Source organism: Paucibacter sp. KBW04 (assembly GCF_003852425.1).
GTDB lineage: Bacteria > Pseudomonadota > Gammaproteobacteria > Burkholderiales > Burkholderiaceae_C > Paucibacter_A.
Genome location: NZ_QAJN01000016.1, coordinates 148,042 through 164,873 on the forward strand (window position 1 = coordinate 148,042; position 16,832 = coordinate 164,873).

Sequence of the window (16,832 nt, forward strand, 5' to 3'; positions counted from 1 at the left end):
ATAGGAGTGGAAGAACGCTGCGCAGTCTGCTGTCAGGCAAATGAAGGCTGGATGAAGCGAGGCCGGGCTCACTCGCAGATGAAGACTTGATGAAGCGCAGCGGGCACAAGCGCTCGGGCGCTTGGCGCGCGCTTCTAGAATCCGCCGCTGCAACCCATAACCTCGCTTCTAGACGCATCCAAGAGCACGGCCCAGCATGCCCAACATCCTTCTTGTTGAAGACGACATCCCCCTGGGCACTTCGCTACAGCGCGTGCTCACCATGGCTGGCTATCAGGTCGTGTGGTTGCGCAATGGCGGCGACGCCCGGCGTTTCTTGATCGATGCCGACTACGCCTTGCTGCTGCTGGACATCGGCCTGCCCGATGAGTTGGGCCTGGACTTGCTGGCCTGGTTCAGAAAGCTCGGGCGGTCCACGCCGGTCATGATGATCACCGCCCGCGACAGCGTGGGCGAACGCGTGCTGGGCTTGGACGCTGGCGCCGATGACTATCTGGGCAAGCCTTTTGCAATGGAGGAACTGCTCTCCCGTGTGCGCGCCTTGTTGCGTCGCAATAGCGGGCAGGCTAGCAATGTCTGGCAGCTGGGACCCTTGAGCATAGACACCAGCCGCCGACGGGTGCTGCTGGACGGCCAGGAGGTCAAGCTCTCGGTGCGCGAGTACGAAATCTTGCTGGCCTTGGCCGCCGAGCCGGGCCGTGTGCTGACGCGCGCTCAGATCGAGGCCAGCCACAGCGTGGCCGATACGCTGGACAGCAATGCCACCGACGTGCATGTCTACAAGCTGCGCAAAAAGCTTGGCAACGCCTGGATAGGCACGGTGCGCGGCGTGGGTTATGTGCTGGACTTGCCGGCCGCCGAAGAAGGCGCGGCCCCGCAGGCAGAAGCAAGATGACAGACAAAGCAAAGCGGCAGCGGGGCGACGCAGCCAGCCACTATCCCTCGCTGATCTCCCGCCTGATCGCCTGGCAAGCCCTGGCCCTGCTCTTGGCCTGGCTGGTGCTGGCCTCTCTCTTCACCTGGCAGGCATTGCAAGTCGGGCATGAAGAGATCAAGGAGCGCCTGCAACAGCAGGGCCGCATTCTGGCCGAGGCCGCCAGCGCCAGCGTCCACGACGAGGCCGCGCTGCCGCAGGCCATGCGGGCGACGGAACAGGCTTTGCTAAAGGCCAGCGGGCGCGATCTGCTGGGCGAGCTGGGTGCGCCGCTCTACCAGGTCTGGAGCCGGGACGGCCGCCTGCTCTACCGCAGCGCCAAAGCCCCAAGCCATGCCCTGGCGCCCAGGATGGAAGCGCAGAGCCAAGCGAAGTGGGGCGGCCAAGCCTGGCTGGTAGGCAGCATGGCCGACAGCCAGGGGCGCTTGACCTTGCAAATAGCCGAGGCCGAGAGCCTCAGCCTCAAAGCCGTTTTGCCCGTCTTGGCCGCCGTGCTGCAGGGCCAGCTGGGCGTGTTTCTTTGGCACGGGCTGGTGATTTGGATCTCGGTGCGCAGCGGGCTTGCCCCCCTGCGCCAATTGGCGCAGCGCATCTCGCAGCGCCGCGCCGGCGATCTGGCCCCGGTGCAGGTGGATCGCCTCTACGCCGAGACGGCCCCGGTGCTGAAGGAATTGAATGAGTTGCTGGCCCACGAGGCCCAGCGCCTGGAAGCCGAGCGCCGCTTTCTGGCCGACGCGGCGCATGAGCTGCGCACGCCCTTGGCCGCCGTCAATGCCCAAGCGCATCTGCTGCTCAGCGAGCAAGACCCGCAGTCCCGCAACAGCGCGGCCAATGCGCTCAAGCAAGGCATCGCCCGGGTCTCGCATCTGCTGAGCCAGTTGTTATCCCTGGCCAAGGCGGAGGCCCAGCAAAGCCCCTGGACGGCCAGCCCCTTGGACGCTGCCGATCTGCTGCGCGGCCGGGTGGCCTTGCTGGCGGGCTTGGCGCGGCCGCGCGGCGTTGAGCTGTCTCTGCAAGCTCCTGACAAGCTGCCGTTCAGCCTGGAACGTGAGGGCTTTTGCTCCATCGCCGACAACCTGATCGACAACGCCATCCGCTACACCGCCCCCGGCGGTCGGGTGGAGGTGAGCCTAGAGAGCGTCGAAGACTCGCTGATTTTGTGCGTGAGAGACGATGGGCGCGGCATCGCCGAGGCCCAGCGCGAACGTGTGTTCGAGCGTTTCTACCGAATCCCAGGCAGCAGCGAGCAGGGCACGGGCCTGGGCCTGGCCATCGTCAAACGCGTGGCCGACCGCATGCAGGCCGAGTTGGATTTTGTGGCCGGTCTGAGCGGCCGCGGGGTGGGCCTGCGCCTGCGTCTGGCCCCGGACCGAGGCACAGGCGCAAGCCCAAGCGCCGGCATCAGCGTCGGCTGATCAACATGCCCAGCAGCAGGCCCACGCCGGCGGCGACGCCGATGGACTGCCAGGGGTTCTCATGCACATAGGCGTCGGTGGCGCGGCCCGCGGCCTTGGCTTTTTCAACGGCAGCATCTTGCAGATCGGCCAGATTGCGCTTGGCGCGGTCCAGGCTGTCTTGCACCTTGGCACGCAACTCGGAGGCACCCTCGCCGGCCGAACCCGCCGTCGCACGCAGCAGGCTTTCGGCCTCGGCGACCACGGAATGCAGATCGGCCATCAGGCGGTCGCGTTGAACGGTGTTGATTTCATTCATGGGGTTCACTCCTTGATATTGTGTTGAAGAAAAAGGCCGGGCTTGGGCAAAGCCCGGCGCCTTTCGGCCCGGCCAAGAATCAGGCGCTGATCCCACCATAGCGCAGCTCAGGCGAGAAGACTATCTGGGGGCATAAACGCATATCCCAAGTCCCGGGCAACGGCTTCATAAGTGATATGGCCTTGGGCCACGTTCAGGCCGGCGCGCAGATGGGGGTTGTCTTTGAGCGCCTGCTTCCAACCCTTGTCGGCCAAGGCCACGGCATGACCAATCGTCGCGTTATTGAGCGCAAAGGTGGAGGTGCGCGCCACGGCACCGGGCATATTGGCCACGCAGTAGTGCACCACGCCGTCCACCACAAACGTGGGCTCGGCATGGGTGGTGGCATGCGAGGTCTCGAAGCAGCCGCCTTGGTCGATGGCCACGTCCACCACCACTGCGCCCTTCTTCATGCGCGAGATCAGCTCGCGCGTCACCAGCTTGGGCGCCGCCGCGCCGGGGATCAGCACGCCGCCAATCACCAGATCGGCCGACAGCACCGCCTCCTCCACACTCGCCACATTGGAGTACTGGGTGCTGATGCGATTGCCAAACACCAGATCGAGCTGGCGCAGGCGGTCCACGTTTTTGTCCAGCACGGTGACGCGGGCGCCCATGCCCACCGCCATCTGCAAGGCATGGGTTCCCACCACGCCGCCGCCCAAAATCACCACATGGGCGGGCGCCACGCCGGGCACTCCGCCCAAGAGCACGCCCATGCCGCCCTTGCTTTTTTCCAGATGGGCCGCGCCGGCCTGGATGGACATGCGGCCCGCCACCTCGCTCATGGGGGCCAGCAGGGGTAGGCCGCCGCCGGGTGCGGTGACGGTTTCATAAGCGATACAGATGGCGCCACTCTTGACCAGGGCCGCGGTCTGCTCCGGGTCGGGCGCCAGATGCAGATAGGTGTAGAGGATCTGACCCGCGCGCAGCATGGCGCATTCCTGCGGCTGCGGCTCCTTGACCTTGACGATCATCTCGGACTGCGCAAACACCGTGGCCGCATCGGGCGCCAAGCTGGCACCGGCCGCAACATAGTGCTCGTCCAGCAAACCGATGGCGGCGCCCGCCCCTGTTTGCACCAGCACCGAGTGCCCGCGCGATGTCAGCTCGCGCACGCTGGCGGGCGTCAGGCCCACGCGGTACTCGTGATTCTTGATTTCCTTGGGGCAACCAATCTTCATGCTTGTCTCCTTGGCGCTGCGGCCATTGCTTCTTGATTTGGACGCTGATTTGTACGACTAGCGCCCAAGAAAGTGAAGCTGCATCTGCGGCGCTTCAGAGTCATAAGGGAAACTGATGTGCGGCGGGCCGGGTGCTGGGTGCAAACTCAGGCCATCGCCAGCAAGCACCCGCGGAGTTCAAGCATGAAACCAGCCAAGATCCTCGTCGCCCAGGGCGGCGGGCCGACCGCCGTCATCAACCAGTCCATGGTGGGCGTGGTGCTGGAGGCGCGGCGCCAGGCCCAGGTTCAGGCCGTCTACGGCGCCTGGCACGGCATGCGCGGCATCATCAACGAAGACTTCGTCGACCTGGGCCAGGAAACCAGCCACAACCTGGAGCTGGTGGCCGGCACGCCCTCCTCCGCCCTGGGCTCCACCCGCGACAAACCCGACGCCGCCTACTGCCACCAGATCTTCCAGGTGCTGCAGGCCCACGGCATTACGCACTTTTTCAATATTGGTGGCAACGACTCCTCCGACAGCGTGCGCATCGTCAGCGAGGAGGCGGCCGCCGCCAATTACCCGCTGCGCTGCATCCACATTCCCAAGACGATTGACAACGATCTGGTGGAAAACGATCACACGCCCGGCTTCCCCTCCGCCGCGCGCTTTGTGGCCCAGGCCTTTGCCGGCGCCAATCTCGACAACGCCGCCCTGCCCGGCGTCTACCTGGGCGTGGTGATGGGCCGCCACGCGGGCTTTTTGACGGCGGCCGCCAGCCTCGGAAAGAAGTTCCCCGACGACGGCCCGCATCTGATCTATCTGCCCGAACGGGTGTTCGAGTTGGAGCGCTTTCTGGCCGATGTGAAGGCCGTGTACGAGCGCCATGGCCGCTGCGTCATCGCTGTGTCTGAGGGCATACACGATGCCGCCGGTGAACCCATACTCGCCCAGCTCGCGCCCCAGCTGGACCGCGACGCCCATGGCAATGTGCAGCTTTCCGGCACCGGCGCCCTGGCCGATCTGCTATGCGAACAAATCAAATCCCGCCTCAAGATCAAGCGGGTGCGGGGCGACACCTTTGGCTATTTGCAGCGCAGCTTCATCGGCTGCGTCTCCGATGTGGACCAACGCGAGGCCCGCGAGGTGGGCGAGAAAGCGGTGCAATTTGCCTTCCACGGCACGCGCGATGGCTCGGTCGCGATCAAGCGGGTGGGCAATTACTCGGTCGATTACGAGCTGCTGCCCCTGAGCGCCGTGGCCGGCAAGACCCGGGTGATGGAAGACGTGTTCATCGCCGCCAGCGGCACCGATGTGACCGATGCCTTCCGGCTTTATCTGCGCCCCTTGCTGGGTTCGGGCATGCCCGACGCCTTCCGTCTGCGGCCCAATCCGGTGGCCAAGATTTTGAACTCCTCCGGCGGTTGACACGCCGACCGACCCAAACAGGGGACGGCGCCGACACGGGGAGGAATTAGACTGAGTCCCTCACTCCCTCACTCCCTCAGGGATTGCCATGAAAAATTTCAACACCCCATCGTTTGCACGCGGCCTACTCACTTGTACCTTGGCATCTGCCCTGGCCTTGCTGGCCTGCGGCGCGGCCCAGGCCGAGGAGGGCATAGGCCGTGTCAAACGCCTCAGCGGCCAGGTCAGCCTGGACCGCGCCGGCCAGACCCTGCCCGTGCAGGTAGGCATGGTGCTGCAGCAAGGCGACCGCCTGCGCACCGGCGCCGATGGCGCGGCGGGGCTCACGCTCAACGACGACACCTTGCTCACCGCCGGCCCTAACAGCAGCCTGCTGCTGAGCGCTTTCAGCTTCAACCCCACCACCCACGAGGGCGGCATGGACGCCACCCTCTCGCGCGGCAGCCTGCATGTGGTCAGCGGTCTGATCACCAAAAAGGCGCCCGACAAGGTCACGTTCAAGGCGCGCAGCGTGGTGCTGGGCGTGCGAGGCACCGAATTCATCATTGACGCGCCCGGAGACGAGAGCTGATGCCCGCCTCAAAATTTCTTAGATCTGCCCTGGGCGCCGCCCTCTTGCTGGGCCTGCTGGCCTTGCAAGGCTGCCAAACCCCGCGCGAACGGGTGATCCTCTTGCCCAAGGCCGATGGCAGCCCCAGCGGCGTGGTGACGGTGCAGTCCACGAGCGGTGCCAGCCTGCGCCTGGATCAAAGCTATGCCCAGGTTGACGCAGGCACGGCCGGTGAACTCAAAGCCGGCCAGAGCAATGCCGAGACGGTGCAAAAAGAGTACGGCGCCTTGCTGGCCATGCAGCCCACCAAGCCGCACAGCTTCATCGTTAACTTCCGGACCAACTCGAATGAGCTGACGGCCGAGACCGCCCCCGTCGTGGCCCTGGTGCGCGATGCCCTGATGTCGCTCAATGGCGGCGAGCTGGTCGTCATCGGCCACACCGACCGGGTCGGCTCGGTCGAAGCCAATGACAAGCTCTCCCTGGTGCGCGCCGAGACGGTGCGCGAGCTGCTGGTGCGCCAAGGCATCCCACGCGAGAAGATCACGGTGGCCGGCCGCGGCGAACGCGAGCCCCTGGTGGCCACGGCCGATGAGGTGGCCGAGGCGCGCAACCGACGTGTCGAAATCAAGCTCAGGTAAGCCGGCCCCAAGCCAAGCCAGCGCCTCCACCCGGGCCCTGGCCTGGCTGCGCTGGCTGGGCGGCAGCGTCTTGCTGATCCTGCTGCTGGCGCACGCCACCCGCTATCTGGAGCTGGCGCCGGTGCAGGCCCTGGATCGCTATCTCTACGACGCACGCCTCGCCCTGCTGGCACCCACCGAGCCCGACCCGCGCATCGTCATCGTCGACATCGACGAGCGCGCCCTGGCCGAGCACGGCCGCTGGCCCTGGCGCCGAGGCCTGATCGCCGAGCTGATCGAAACCAGCTTCAAAGACCAAGGCGCCCTGCTGCTGGGCATGGACCTGATCCTGGCCGAAGCCGACGAAAGCTCCGGCCTGTTGGCGCTCGAACGCCTGGAAGCCGGCCCCCTGCGGGCCAACGCCGCCTTTGCCGATCAGCTGGCCCTGCTGCGCCCCAAGCTGGACGAGGACGGCCGCCTGGCCCAGGTGATGCAAGCGCACCCAGTGGTGCTGGGCTTTTATTTCTCCGACGGCCGCAACTCCGCGCGCAGCGCCGCCCTGCCCGCCCCGGCCATGACGGCCTCCAGCCCGGCTCTGCAAGCCCTGCCCGGCTGGGAGGGCCATGGCGGCAATCTGGCGCGGCTGCAGGCCGCCGCCGGCCAAGCTGGCTTTTTGAATGCGGTGGCGGACGAAGACGGCATCACCCGCCGCAGCCTCTTGCTGGCGCGCCAAGACGGCGGCATCTACGCCTCCCTGCCTTTGGTGCTGGCCCAGACCCTGTTGGGCACCTCCGGCATGCAGCCGCCCATGCAAGCCGTATACGCCGAGGACGGGCACTGGCTGGGCCTGCAGCTCAACACAGCGCGCGGCCCCTTGCGCCTGCACACCGACGACGAAGGTGCGGCCCTGATCCCCTTCCGCGCCCGCAGCGGCGACTACGCGCACTACTCGGCCGCCGATGTGCTGGCCGGCCGCCTCGCGCCGAACGCCTTGCGCGGCCGCGTCGTGCTGCTGGGCAGCAGCGCGCCGGGCCTGCTGGACCAACGTGCCACACCTTTGCAGCCCTCTTACGCGGGCGTGGCCGTGCATGCCAGCATGCTCAGCGGCATTCTGGACGGCCGCCTGGCCCACACGCCCAGCCACGCCCCCTTGCTAGAAGTGGCCTTGCTGCTGCTGATCGGCCTGCCCCTGCTGCTGGCCTCACCGCGCATGAGTTTTGCGCAAAGCAGCGGCTTGTTGGCTGGGCTGTTGCTGGCCCTGCTGGCCCTCAATCTCTGGGCCTGGCAGGGCTGGCATGAGGCCTGGCCCCTGGCCAGCCCACTCTGCCTGATCGCCGGCATGGCCACCTTGCAACTGGTGATCGCCAACTTTGGCGCCCGCGGCGCCCGCCGGCAGCTGACACGCTTGTTTGGCCATTACCTGCCCCCGGCCCTGGTCGAGGAGATGAGCCGCAGCCCCGAGCGCTACACCATGGCCAGCCGCAGCGCCCAGCTGACGGTGATTTTTGTCGACGTCAAAGGCTTTACCGGCCTGTCGGAACACCTCAATCCCACCGAGCTGGCCGAGTTGATGAACGAGTACTTCAGCGCCATGGCCGGCATCATCGGCCGCCACCGCGGCACCCTGGACAAGTTCATGGGCGACGCGGTGATGGCCTTCTGGGGCGCACCGCTTGCCGACGCTCACCATGCCCGCCACGCGGTGGAAGCGGCCCTGGCCATGCATGAGCGCCTGGGCGAACTGAACCGGCGCTTTGCCGCGCGCGGCTGGCCCCAGTTGGCCATCAGCATCGGCATCAACAGCGGCAATATGGTGGTGGGTGACCTGGGCTCACGCCAGCGCCGCGCCTACACGGTGCTGGGCGATGCCGTCAATCTGGCCGCCCGCCTGCAAGCCCTGTGTGCCGAGCGCGGCGCCGACATCCTGATCGGCGCCAGCACCCAAGCCGCCATCGCCAAAGAATCCAGCGCCTGGCCTTTAAGCCGCCCCTGCACCAGCCTGGGCGAGGTCCATGTGCGCGGGCGCGAGGCCCCGGTCGAGGTGTTCCAGCTGTAGCATCCCGGCTCACAGACTCACTCCCCCGGAGCATCCACCATGTCCATGAAAAACCCACCGGCCGGCTGGCCACGCTTGAGCAGCACCCTGTTCTACGACAAGGCCGAGGCCGCGATTGACTGGCTGGTCGAAGCCTTTGGTTTTGAAGTCGCCCTCAAGGTCATGAGCCCCGACGGCAGCCATGTGTTGCACAGCCAGCTGATGTTCGGCGAGGCACTGATCATGGTGGGCGAAGGCGGCGCGCAGCGCGAGCCCAAATTCGGCATCCCCTGCCGCAGCCCCCTGCACCTGGGCGGAGCCAACAGCCAATGCCTGATGCTGTTTGTTGACGACGTCGACGCGCACTGCGAGCAAGCCCGCGCAGCAGGCGCCGAAATCATCGCCGAGCCCACCCTGCACGACTACGGCCCCGAGTACTGGGCCGATCGCAGCTACGGCGCCAAAGACCCCGACGGGCATATGTGGTGGTTCACGCAAAGGGTGCGCGATCCGGCTTGAGAGGCCGGCAAGGGCCTGCGCTTGGCTTGGGCAGGGCCGTCGGGTTCGAATATGGGGGCATGACTTTGGCTTTGTGCCCGTTGCGGACATTCGTCGTGACTGCCCCGCATCCCAGTGGCGGTCATTCAACGCCAAAGTTAACGCGCGGACCCGCTGGAGGCGGGGCCGTCACGTTGAACGCCTTGTTGGAGCGCATGACGGCCGATCCAAAGCCTGATGAGATATGGCGCTAGAGCGGCAAATAGAACGAGCACTGCCGCGAGCCAGAGTGACCAGCCGCCCGCCGTTGCGGCGTGCGGATGCGATGCTTGATGATCACAGGCGCCGGCGGTGTAGTTGTAACTGCCGCCAGAGTCTAAACATGCATCGACGGCCAAGAACTGCTGCGCGTGCGGCCATGCAAGCAGTAGCGCGGTTGCCAGCAAGACTGCGCTTGGTACGAACTTCATCGCTTTGCTTTTCATGCGCTCCAACCTGTTGCAGGGCGACAAGAGCTGCGCTCTAACATCGGCGCTGTCCGTATAACTAAGCGAAGCTTGACTGACGCAAGTCCTTGGATAGTCACTGTTTTCTCCCTTCGAGGCCCGGTTGCAAGGGTACTAAATATTCCGACAAAAGCGGCGCGGGTTAGAACTTACTTGGCACCCCAATCTCCTCGGCTCATCGTCGTTGGCGCAAGGCTGCGTGGCGCATTGCAGTCATTCACGAACACCCGCTCATGGCCGGTTGGGTGAATTCATTGAGCAGGGCCGAATGCCCGCAATGGGCACCTTGCATCCGGCCGCCCCCTCAGAATCTTTCCCAACGCGGAAAGTCACCGGACCGCAGCAGCCCTCGCAGGGCGCGACCGGCCCGGCGCTGGCGATGCCTACATTTGCTTGAAGTGATGGGTGAAGTTGCGGCTGGCGCGCAGCACCTCGGGGCGTCCTTTGAGGTGAATGTCTGCCGTTTCGTTGCTGTTGCGCAGCACATGGCTGACCGAGCCGAGGTTGACGATTGCTGAGCGGTGCACCTGGACAAACTGGTCGGGGTCCAGCTGCGCGAGAAGCTCCTTGAGGGGCAGGCTCACCACGGCCTCACTGCAAGTGCCCTCCTCGCTGCGCCATGCGATGACGGTGTACTTGCTGTCGGCCTTCAAGAAATCAACGCGTTCGACCGGAATCATGCGCAGCGCCGACCCCACCTGCGCGCGCAGCCAGCGAAGCCCTGAATGGCGCCCGCTGCGCCGCAGCTCCTGCGCCAGTTGCCGCAGCAAATAATCGTTATGAAATGCAGGCGCTGCCGTCTTGATCCGCTCCTGCAGCCGGCTGACGGTCTCGGCCAGCCGTGGCGCCTGCACCGGCTTGACCAGGTAGTCCAAGGCCCCTTGCGCGAAGGCCTGGACCGCGTATTGCTCAAAGGCGGTGACAAAGACCAGGTGCGCCCGGCGGCCGATATGCTGTGCCGCTTCAACGCCGCTCATGCCTGGCATGTGCACGTCCAGAAAGCAGATGCTTGGCTGCAACTGCTCGAATTGCTCGACCGCCTCGCGGCCATTGCGCGCCTGGGCCAGCACCTGCAACTCGGGCCAGGCCTGAGCCAGCAGGTCGCTCAGTTCTTCACGCAGCCGAGGCTCGTCGTCGGCGATCAATGCAGTGGCCTTCATGCCCTTCCTCCATGGCGCACGGGAAACTCGGCTTCTGCCACCATGCCCGCGGCTTGCCCACTGACGAGCCGAACCTGCGCGTCCTGGCCAAACACCAGCTCCAGTCGCTCCCTCAGATTGGATAGGCCTGTGCCCAGCGAGTTGCGGGAGCCTGCCCTCAGCCCCACTCCGGTATCAGCCACACGAACATGGACGCGCGGCCCCGACACTGTCACTTGCACGTCGACACGACCGCCGGTCTCGCTGGGGTCGATGCCATGCTTGATGGCGTTCTCGACCAGGGTGAGGAGGCCCATCGGAGGGCAGTAAAGCGTCGACGCCTCCTGGTCTATGCGCACAGCGTACTCAAGGCGGTCGGGCATGCGCATCCGCATGAGCTCGAGGTAGGCGCAGACGATCCGGCGTTCCTGCTCGAAGGTCGAGTCTTCGGCCTCGATCTCTGGCACTGCGGCGCGAAGGTAGGCGATGAGGTTGTCTAGCATCGCCGTGGCCTCCTCGCTGCCGGAGCGGCGCACCATCGATCGAATATTGGCCAGGGTGTTGAACAGAAAGTGCGGCTCCACCTGGGCTTGCAACAGGCGCAAGCGTGCATCCAAGGCTTTGCGTTCAAGCTCGCTGCTCTTCAGCTGGAAGTCCTGTGCCTGCGCTTGCGCGAAAGCTTCGCTGCGATGCAAAAGCGCGCCCAGGGCAATCCATGGCCCCACCAGCACGCCCAGGAATGCCGTGGCAAACCAACCGTCCCGGTAGCCGGGGCCGAGCGCCAGGACATTGAGCTGGCCCACCGTCAAGGCATAGCCCAGATAGGTCGCGGGCGGCATGGCGATCAAGACGGCCAGCAGGTGCCAGATCCAGCGCGTTGACCAACTCGACGTTTGACGCGGCCATCGATCGGCAAGGTCGAATGCCAGCACACCCAAGGCCGTAGCCAAGCCACACCGGGCCAGCCATTCGGCAAACGGAGTCACCGAACTCATGGTGCGGATCAGCGCCCACACCAGCGTCACAAGCAGCCACAAGCGGACGCGCGGCCAAGAGACCAAGGGGCCTGGGCCAGCCCGCGGGCTTGCGGAAATAGGGGCGGCGGAGTTCAGGCCCTGAGGTGCCGCCGCGTCCGGACGCTCGTGCATGAACGAAGTATGCCCGAGCCACATGGCAGGCAGCCCTAGCCTCAGGACGAGAGACGCAGGGCAAGCGCCGAACGACGCCTACGGGCGACGAGGAGCCGAACGCCGCGGGGGCACACCAAGGGCGTGGCACTCACGCCTCTCGTCCGCCCCCATCGTCACTCGGAAGCCAGTGCCCGTCATTCATCGCTCGGCCGGTTTCTCACGCTGGCCACAAACGCCAAAGTGCATCACCCAAGCGCCGCAAAGCCGAGCGCCCTCATGCACAAGTCACCCATGGAGAGGCCACTGTGAGACCCGCCGAACCCATTGAACTTCCAGCCGTTGCGATGTGGCGCATCCACGCCCTGCGCCTGGGCTATCTGCTCATGGCCCTTGTGATGGGCTTCTTTGTCTGGCAGCAGGTTCTGCTTGAACCGGGCCCGTGGCCGGCACCGCGCGTCATTGCCAAGTCGATGCTTGCGTCCCTGGCTCTGCTGAGCCTGTTCGCGCTGAGGTACCCCTTGCATATGTTGCCCTTGATGTTGCTTGAGACGCTGTGGAAGACCGTCGCGATCACGCTGATCATCCTGCCGGCCTGGCTGTCGAACCGCCTCACACCCGATCTTCAGGTGCTGTTCAGCGAATGCATTGGCATCACGCTGATTTACCTGGTCATGCCCTGGCGCTACGTCTGGGTGCGCTACTTCCTGCATCCGGCCGAAGCCTGGCGCGGTGCCGCTGCCATGGGCACAACGGCATCCAAGAGCGCCCAGTAAAAGCAGCACACCCTCACCGCCTCGGCGCTCCAAGAGCTGCCGGCCTGAAGCCAAACACTTTTCTCACCCGCCCAAGGAGTCCTATGAAGAAGCTCTATTTGCCTGGCACGCTGCTCGCCGCCCTCATCTCCTGTGGCTGCGCTTCCATCGCGGTCACCGACCAGGCCCTCGTCGAGAGGACCGCCTTTGCACTCGGCATCGCCAAAGAAGATTTCACGATCAGCAACCGCGTCAACGAGGGGGCCGCCTCACGCTATCTCGTGCGTACCAAGTCCGGTCAATCCTATCGCTGCCTCGTCGGAGGATCGATTGGCCTGCTGGGGCGCGCCGTGTCGGACGCCATCTGCACAAAGGATGGCGAGCCGGCGCGCAATCCCCTTCTGGGCCGCTGAAGCGGCCTTGTGACGAGAGAGGAGATCCCATGCCCACGCACGAAGCAAGCGCCACGATGGCCACCCCACTCCCGCTGCCGCCCCGAGACCTTGGCCGCTGGCCTGCCTGGTCCCGCGCCCTGCTATCGGGCAGCGCCACGCTCTGGCTCATCATTACGCTGGCTGGTCAGCTCTTCTTTGCTGCCTACGTCGCCAAGGTCTACGGCGGCTCGGCCATGGCTGGCCAATACGAGCGCTGGAGCAAGATTCTGCCGCGCGGCTTTGACGCCAAAGACCCCGTGGGGACGGCGATGCTAGGCCTGCATTTGCTGCTGGCCGTGACATGGGTATTGAGCGGTGTGCTGCAGCTGATGCCGGTGTTGCGTCGGCGCGCGCCGCAGCTCCATCGCTGGAACGGCCGAGCCTTCATCGGCTTTGCGCTCGTCTTGGCGATCGGAGGGCTGTGGCTGGTCTGGGTGCGTGGCGGCGTGGTGGGCGATCTCTCGCAACATCTGGCCATCAGCGTCAACGCGCTCTTGATCCTGGCCTGTGCAACCATGGCTTGGCGCACGGCCCGCTCACGCCAGTTCCTCGCCCATCGACGCTGGGCCCTTCGTCTGTTCGTGGTGGCCAGCGGCGTCTGGTTCTTCCGTGTGGGCTTGATGGCTTGGCTGGCATGGCACCGGCGGCCGCTTGGCTTTGACCCCGCCACTTTTCAGGGCCCCTTCCTCACCGTGCTGGCGCTCAGCGTCTACATCGTCCTGCCCCTGCTGCTGCTGCAGCTGTACCTGTTCGCCAAAGACCGCGGAGGCATAGCGCTCCAACTCAGCGCGACGCTGGCGATTGGCGTGGTCACACTCACAACAACAGCGGGCACGCTGGCGGCCGTCGCCGGGATGTGGTTGCCGCGCATGGCCCAATGAACGCGCCCGATAGGGACGTGCGGCAGGGGCTGGCGCAGGACCAGCCTTGCCCACGGCGCACAGCCACAAAGCCCCACGCCGCGTATCGGAACCCCATGCGGCGCATAGCAAGTGACTTGCTCCACGCCGCTTCCCTGACGGTCATGGCCGCGCTGAGCACCCAGGCTTTTGCTTTCGGTGCGGTCGTGCAATACGAAGGTGAGATCGATGACCGTGTGGTCTACGTTGCTGATCTGCGCTATATGCTGAACAGAACGCCGCCCGCCATGGTCGGCGGTGACTTGGAGATTCGCGAGCTTCCCGTCACGGCGGTCTACGAGAACGCAGGCAAGCCAGAGTTCGTCCACATGAAACTGCAGTTCCAGTGCGCGGTCGGCAAGCGACCGAACAACAGCGATTTCAAGCTCGCCGAGAGCAAGAACTTTTTCCGCGCAAGCAACACCTTTCGCATCGGGGCTGGCAGCTATCAGCTCAGGCGCGCCGACCTGAAGACCGAGCCGGTGGCCGAAAGCGATTGGAAGGCAGCCCGTGCACCGATGCTGGCAAAAGCCGCCATCATTGCCTGCAACAGCATCGAAATCGATCAAGCCTTGCATGCGGCCATCAAGGGCAAGACATTTGACTTCGAGGGCTTCGGCAAGCGCATTGCCGCCTATCTCGGGCTGCCGGCGGACATGCCTGTCATCGGCGCAAGCCTGCCTTCGGAAGTGCTGGACTTCGCTTGGGAGAACCTCTGGTGGAGCAAGGTGCTGGATGGCAAGCGCCCCGACCCGAGTGGCAAATGGGCCCAGCCGCTCTCCGAAGCCGACAAGCAGGCCGCGCTCGCAACGCTGCGAAAGAAGCAGCAGGACTTGGAGTCCGGCACCGAATCGATGCGGGCCAGCTTGCTGGAAAGCCTTCAAAAAACAGGCAAGGAAATGAAGGCGGATCTCGAAGCGGCCAAGAACGCGGACAAGCATGCCGACGGTTCGAAGATGAACAAGTACGAAGCCAAGCTGGCGGCTGTCTTCCGTGGTCAGCCGGAGGAGAAGGTCGTTCAAATCATGGGCAATCCTGAATTCAATCAGGTCGCGGGGACGCGGTTCCTGCGCTACACCGAGTACTGGGAACGAGCCGCCGTCACGGTTTACGGCGCCCAGGGCGTGGTCGGCGGCGACGCTGGCGGTTTTGCCAAGTGCTTCGCGGAGTTCCGTGTTCGACAAGACGCCCATGGCCAGTGGCGAGTGGACGACGTCCTCGTCAGAGGGGACTACCAGGGAGCCGGTTTAGGCAAGGTGTCCCTGCTTTGCGAAGACGCCACGCGACCGAAGTAGGCCCACAAAAAAAACGGAAACACGACAGATGATCAAGAAAGCGCTTCTGAGCTTTGGGCTCCTCGCCGCCACGCTGCCTTGTCCCGCGGCTGCGGGCGTGCAGTGGGAATCCTTCGATGTACTGGCCTCAGTCATGGAAGAACACCACAAGGAGATCAACGCGAACGCCGCCCTGGGGTCGAGCAAGGAAGAGGCGAACCGCTATCGTGAAGCCATCATCGCCGGCTGGTGGGAGTTCATGCAGGCCAAGTCAGGTGCAGCGCCCGGCGAGTATTGCGCCGCGTCCTTTCTGCGCGCCAAGCGCCTGCAGGAGGCGGGCAAAACAGACAAGATGAAGGACGGTGTGATGGTCACGCTATTCGGCCCGGGCGGGAGCTATCGCGGGGCATTGCTGGCATTCTCCCCACTTGGCGATGACAGCAGCGCAGCTTTCCCTAAGCTTCCCAGTGGAAAGCCTGCGTTAGTGACCTTGACCCAGGGCAACACAAAGCCGGTGACGCTGAATGCGATTTACATGCAGACCCACCCCCAAACGCCGCCTCTGTTGGCCTTTGCCGTTCCTAGCATCGAGGCGCTGCTGCAAGGCATGGAAGACAACTGGAGCTTTGACCTGAACTACCAAGGCAAGTCCATCGCCAACATCGAATGGCACGATGGCCTGAAGGCGCGCGCCGAATTGAAGAAGTGCCTGGCGGGGGCCGCTTTCGACAGCAAGCTGCAGGTGAAGCCGTGAAGCAAGACCACGGGTCGGCGCAAGCTTCGCTGGCGAGCAGGCATGAAGGGATGACCATGGCCGCATCGCCCGTCACGGCTGAGGAGCTGCGCATCGTTGCTCGCGATGGCCGCTCTCTTGCGGCCACGATCTATTCGACGGCGGCCGACGGTGACCACGTCGTCATCGTCAATGGCGCGACCGGCGTCAAGCGCAGCTACTACGACCGTTACGCACGCTTCCTCGCCAGCCATGGTTTGGTGGTGCTGACCTACGACTATCGCGGCATAGGCGGCTCTGCCGAAGACGACATCCGCGCCGAAGCTTGTGATATGCGTCAGTGGGGCGAGGTCGACGTCGCCAGCATGATCGACGCGGCCGCTCAGCGCTATCCAGGCAAACGTCTGCTGGCAGTTGCACACAGCGCTGGCGGCCAGCTATTCGGATTGGCGGACAACAAGGAGTTGGTCCACGCCATGTTTGCCTTGAGCGTGCAAAGCGGCTACTGGAAGCTTTGGAGCGGCCTCCCGCGCTGGTGTCTCGCATTGTTGTGGCACGTTCTGATGCCCGGACTGGTCGCTGCACTTGCCTACTTCCCCTCGCGCCGAATCGGCTTCGGTGAAGATTTGCCAGGGGGTGTCGCTCGCGAATGGGCGCGCTGGTGCCGCCACCCAGAATACCTGGTTGATCGCGAGGGCCACTCCTTGCGCCAGCAATTCGCGAGCTATCGCGGACGCATACGCGCCTGCGTGGTGAGCGATGACTGGATGGCGCCGCGCGCCGCGGTCGAGGCGCTCATGGGTTTCTTCGTCGCTGCGCAGGTGGAAATCACATCCTTGGCCCCGGCGGATGTTGGCGCCCGCGCATTAGGGCACTTCGGCTATTTCCGTGAGGCGGGGAGGCCTGCCTGGCAGGAGAGTTTGGCTTGGCTCCAACAACAGTGAGCGTTGGTCTGCGGCTTGCCGAGCATGCACGCGAGGCCCTA

At 64.9% G+C, this 16,832-nt stretch carries 18 protein-coding genes; 13 read left to right on the forward strand and 5 right to left on the reverse strand.

Going from position 1 to position 16,832, the window contains the following annotated elements:
- Nucleotides 1-196 precede the first annotated feature (196 nt).
- Together DBR47_RS20160 and DBR47_RS20165 are read left to right on the forward strand one after the other, a co-directional pair.
- Complete coding sequence (locus tag DBR47_RS20160; protein WP_124453436.1) at nt 197-895, forward strand: response regulator transcription factor; 699 nt, start codon at nt 197-199, stop codon at nt 893-895.
- Nucleotides 892-2,349, forward strand: coding sequence for a HAMP domain-containing sensor histidine kinase (locus DBR47_RS20165; protein WP_124453438.1), 1,458 nt, complete (start codon nt 892-894; stop codon nt 2,347-2,349). The genes DBR47_RS20160 and DBR47_RS20165 overlap by 4 nt, the downstream gene beginning before the upstream one ends.
- Here the strand turns inward: DBR47_RS20165 and DBR47_RS20170 are convergent.
- Together DBR47_RS20170 and ald are read right to left on the reverse strand one after the other, a co-directional pair.
- A complete protein-coding gene (locus DBR47_RS20170) occupies nt 2,336-2,647 on the reverse strand; it encodes a YqjD family protein (protein ID WP_124453440.1) in 312 nt (103 codons plus the stop codon). The genes DBR47_RS20165 and DBR47_RS20170 overlap by 14 nt on opposite strands.
- 107 nt (nt 2,648-2,754) lie before the next feature.
- Nucleotides 2,755-3,870, reverse strand: coding sequence for an alanine dehydrogenase (ald, locus tag DBR47_RS20175; protein ID WP_124453442.1), 1,116 nt, complete (start codon nt 3,868-3,870; stop codon nt 2,755-2,757).
- A 183-nt stretch (nt 3,871-4,053) separates the two neighbouring features.
- Here ald and DBR47_RS20180 point away from each other — a divergent pair, with 183 nt between their 5' ends.
- The 5 genes from DBR47_RS20180 to DBR47_RS20200 all read left to right on the forward strand — a co-directional run bounded on the left by DBR47_RS20180 (nt 4,054) and on the right by DBR47_RS20200 (nt 9,001).
- Entirely contained in the window at nt 4,054-5,277 is a 1,224-nt protein-coding gene (locus tag DBR47_RS20180; RefSeq protein ID WP_124453444.1) for a 6-phosphofructokinase, read from the forward strand.
- 88 nt (nt 5,278-5,365) lie between these two features.
- Nucleotides 5,366-5,848, forward strand: a complete 483-nt coding sequence (locus DBR47_RS20185) for a FecR domain-containing protein (RefSeq protein WP_124453446.1) — start codon at nt 5,366-5,368, stop codon at nt 5,846-5,848.
- On the forward strand, nt 5,848-6,468 hold the full coding sequence (locus DBR47_RS20190) for an OmpA family protein (protein WP_124453448.1): 621 nt from the start codon (nt 5,848-5,850) through the stop codon (nt 6,466-6,468). The genes DBR47_RS20185 and DBR47_RS20190 overlap by 1 nt, the downstream gene beginning before the upstream one ends.
- Nucleotides 6,446-8,503, forward strand: a complete 2,058-nt coding sequence (locus tag DBR47_RS20195) for a CHASE2 domain-containing protein (protein WP_197047184.1) — start codon at nt 6,446-6,448, stop codon at nt 8,501-8,503. Before DBR47_RS20190 ends, DBR47_RS20195 begins: the two co-directional genes overlap by 23 nt.
- Before the next feature lie 39 nt (nt 8,504-8,542).
- Nucleotides 8,543-9,001, forward strand: coding sequence for a VOC family protein (locus DBR47_RS20200; RefSeq protein ID WP_197047185.1), 459 nt, complete (start codon nt 8,543-8,545; stop codon nt 8,999-9,001).
- Between the two features lie 137 nt (nt 9,002-9,138).
- Here the strand turns inward: DBR47_RS20200 and DBR47_RS20205 are convergent, their stop codons facing one another.
- From DBR47_RS20205 to DBR47_RS20215, 3 genes are all read right to left on the reverse strand, one after another.
- Nucleotides 9,139-9,465, reverse strand: a complete 327-nt coding sequence (locus DBR47_RS20205; RefSeq protein WP_124453451.1) for a hypothetical protein — start codon at nt 9,463-9,465, stop codon at nt 9,139-9,141.
- Nucleotides 9,466-9,869: 404 nt separating this feature from the next.
- Complete coding sequence (locus tag DBR47_RS20210; RefSeq protein ID WP_124453454.1) at nt 9,870-10,646, reverse strand: LytTR family DNA-binding domain-containing protein; 777 nt, start codon at nt 10,644-10,646, stop codon at nt 9,870-9,872.
- Complete coding sequence (locus DBR47_RS20215; protein ID WP_197047186.1) at nt 10,643-11,662, reverse strand: sensor histidine kinase; 1,020 nt, start codon at nt 11,660-11,662, stop codon at nt 10,643-10,645. The genes DBR47_RS20210 and DBR47_RS20215 overlap by 4 nt, the downstream gene beginning before the upstream one ends.
- A 437-nt stretch (nt 11,663-12,099) precedes the next feature.
- On the opposite strand from DBR47_RS20215, the gene DBR47_RS20220 reads away from it, so the two are divergent.
- The 6 genes from DBR47_RS20220 (at nt 12,100) to DBR47_RS20245 (ending at nt 16,791) form a co-directional block, all read left to right on the forward strand.
- Nucleotides 12,100-12,528, forward strand: a complete 429-nt coding sequence (locus DBR47_RS20220) for a hypothetical protein (protein ID WP_231512415.1) — start codon at nt 12,100-12,102, stop codon at nt 12,526-12,528.
- A gap of 83 nt (nt 12,529-12,611) precedes the next feature.
- Nucleotides 12,612-12,920 carry a hypothetical protein gene (locus DBR47_RS20225; RefSeq protein ID WP_124453461.1) on the forward strand — a complete coding sequence of 103 codons (309 nt, stop codon included), beginning with the start codon at nt 12,612-12,614 and terminating at the stop codon, nt 12,918-12,920.
- Between the two features lie 29 nt (nt 12,921-12,949).
- Nucleotides 12,950-13,822 carry a DUF2306 domain-containing protein gene (locus tag DBR47_RS20230; RefSeq protein ID WP_124453463.1) on the forward strand — a complete coding sequence of 291 codons (873 nt, stop codon included), beginning with the start codon at nt 12,950-12,952 and terminating at the stop codon, nt 13,820-13,822.
- 143 nt (nt 13,823-13,965) lie between these two features.
- On the forward strand, nt 13,966-15,135 hold the full coding sequence (locus tag DBR47_RS20235) for a hypothetical protein (RefSeq protein ID WP_124453465.1): 1,170 nt from the start codon (nt 13,966-13,968) through the stop codon (nt 15,133-15,135).
- Nucleotides 15,136-15,163: 28 nt separating this feature from the next.
- Entirely contained in the window at nt 15,164-15,868 is a 705-nt protein-coding gene (locus tag DBR47_RS20240) for a hypothetical protein (RefSeq protein WP_124453467.1), read from the forward strand.
- On the forward strand, nt 15,865-16,791 hold the full coding sequence (locus DBR47_RS20245) for a serine aminopeptidase domain-containing protein (RefSeq protein ID WP_231512416.1): 927 nt from the start codon (nt 15,865-15,867) through the stop codon (nt 16,789-16,791). The genes DBR47_RS20240 and DBR47_RS20245 overlap by 4 nt, the downstream gene beginning before the upstream one ends.
- Nucleotides 16,792-16,832 lie beyond the last annotated feature (41 nt).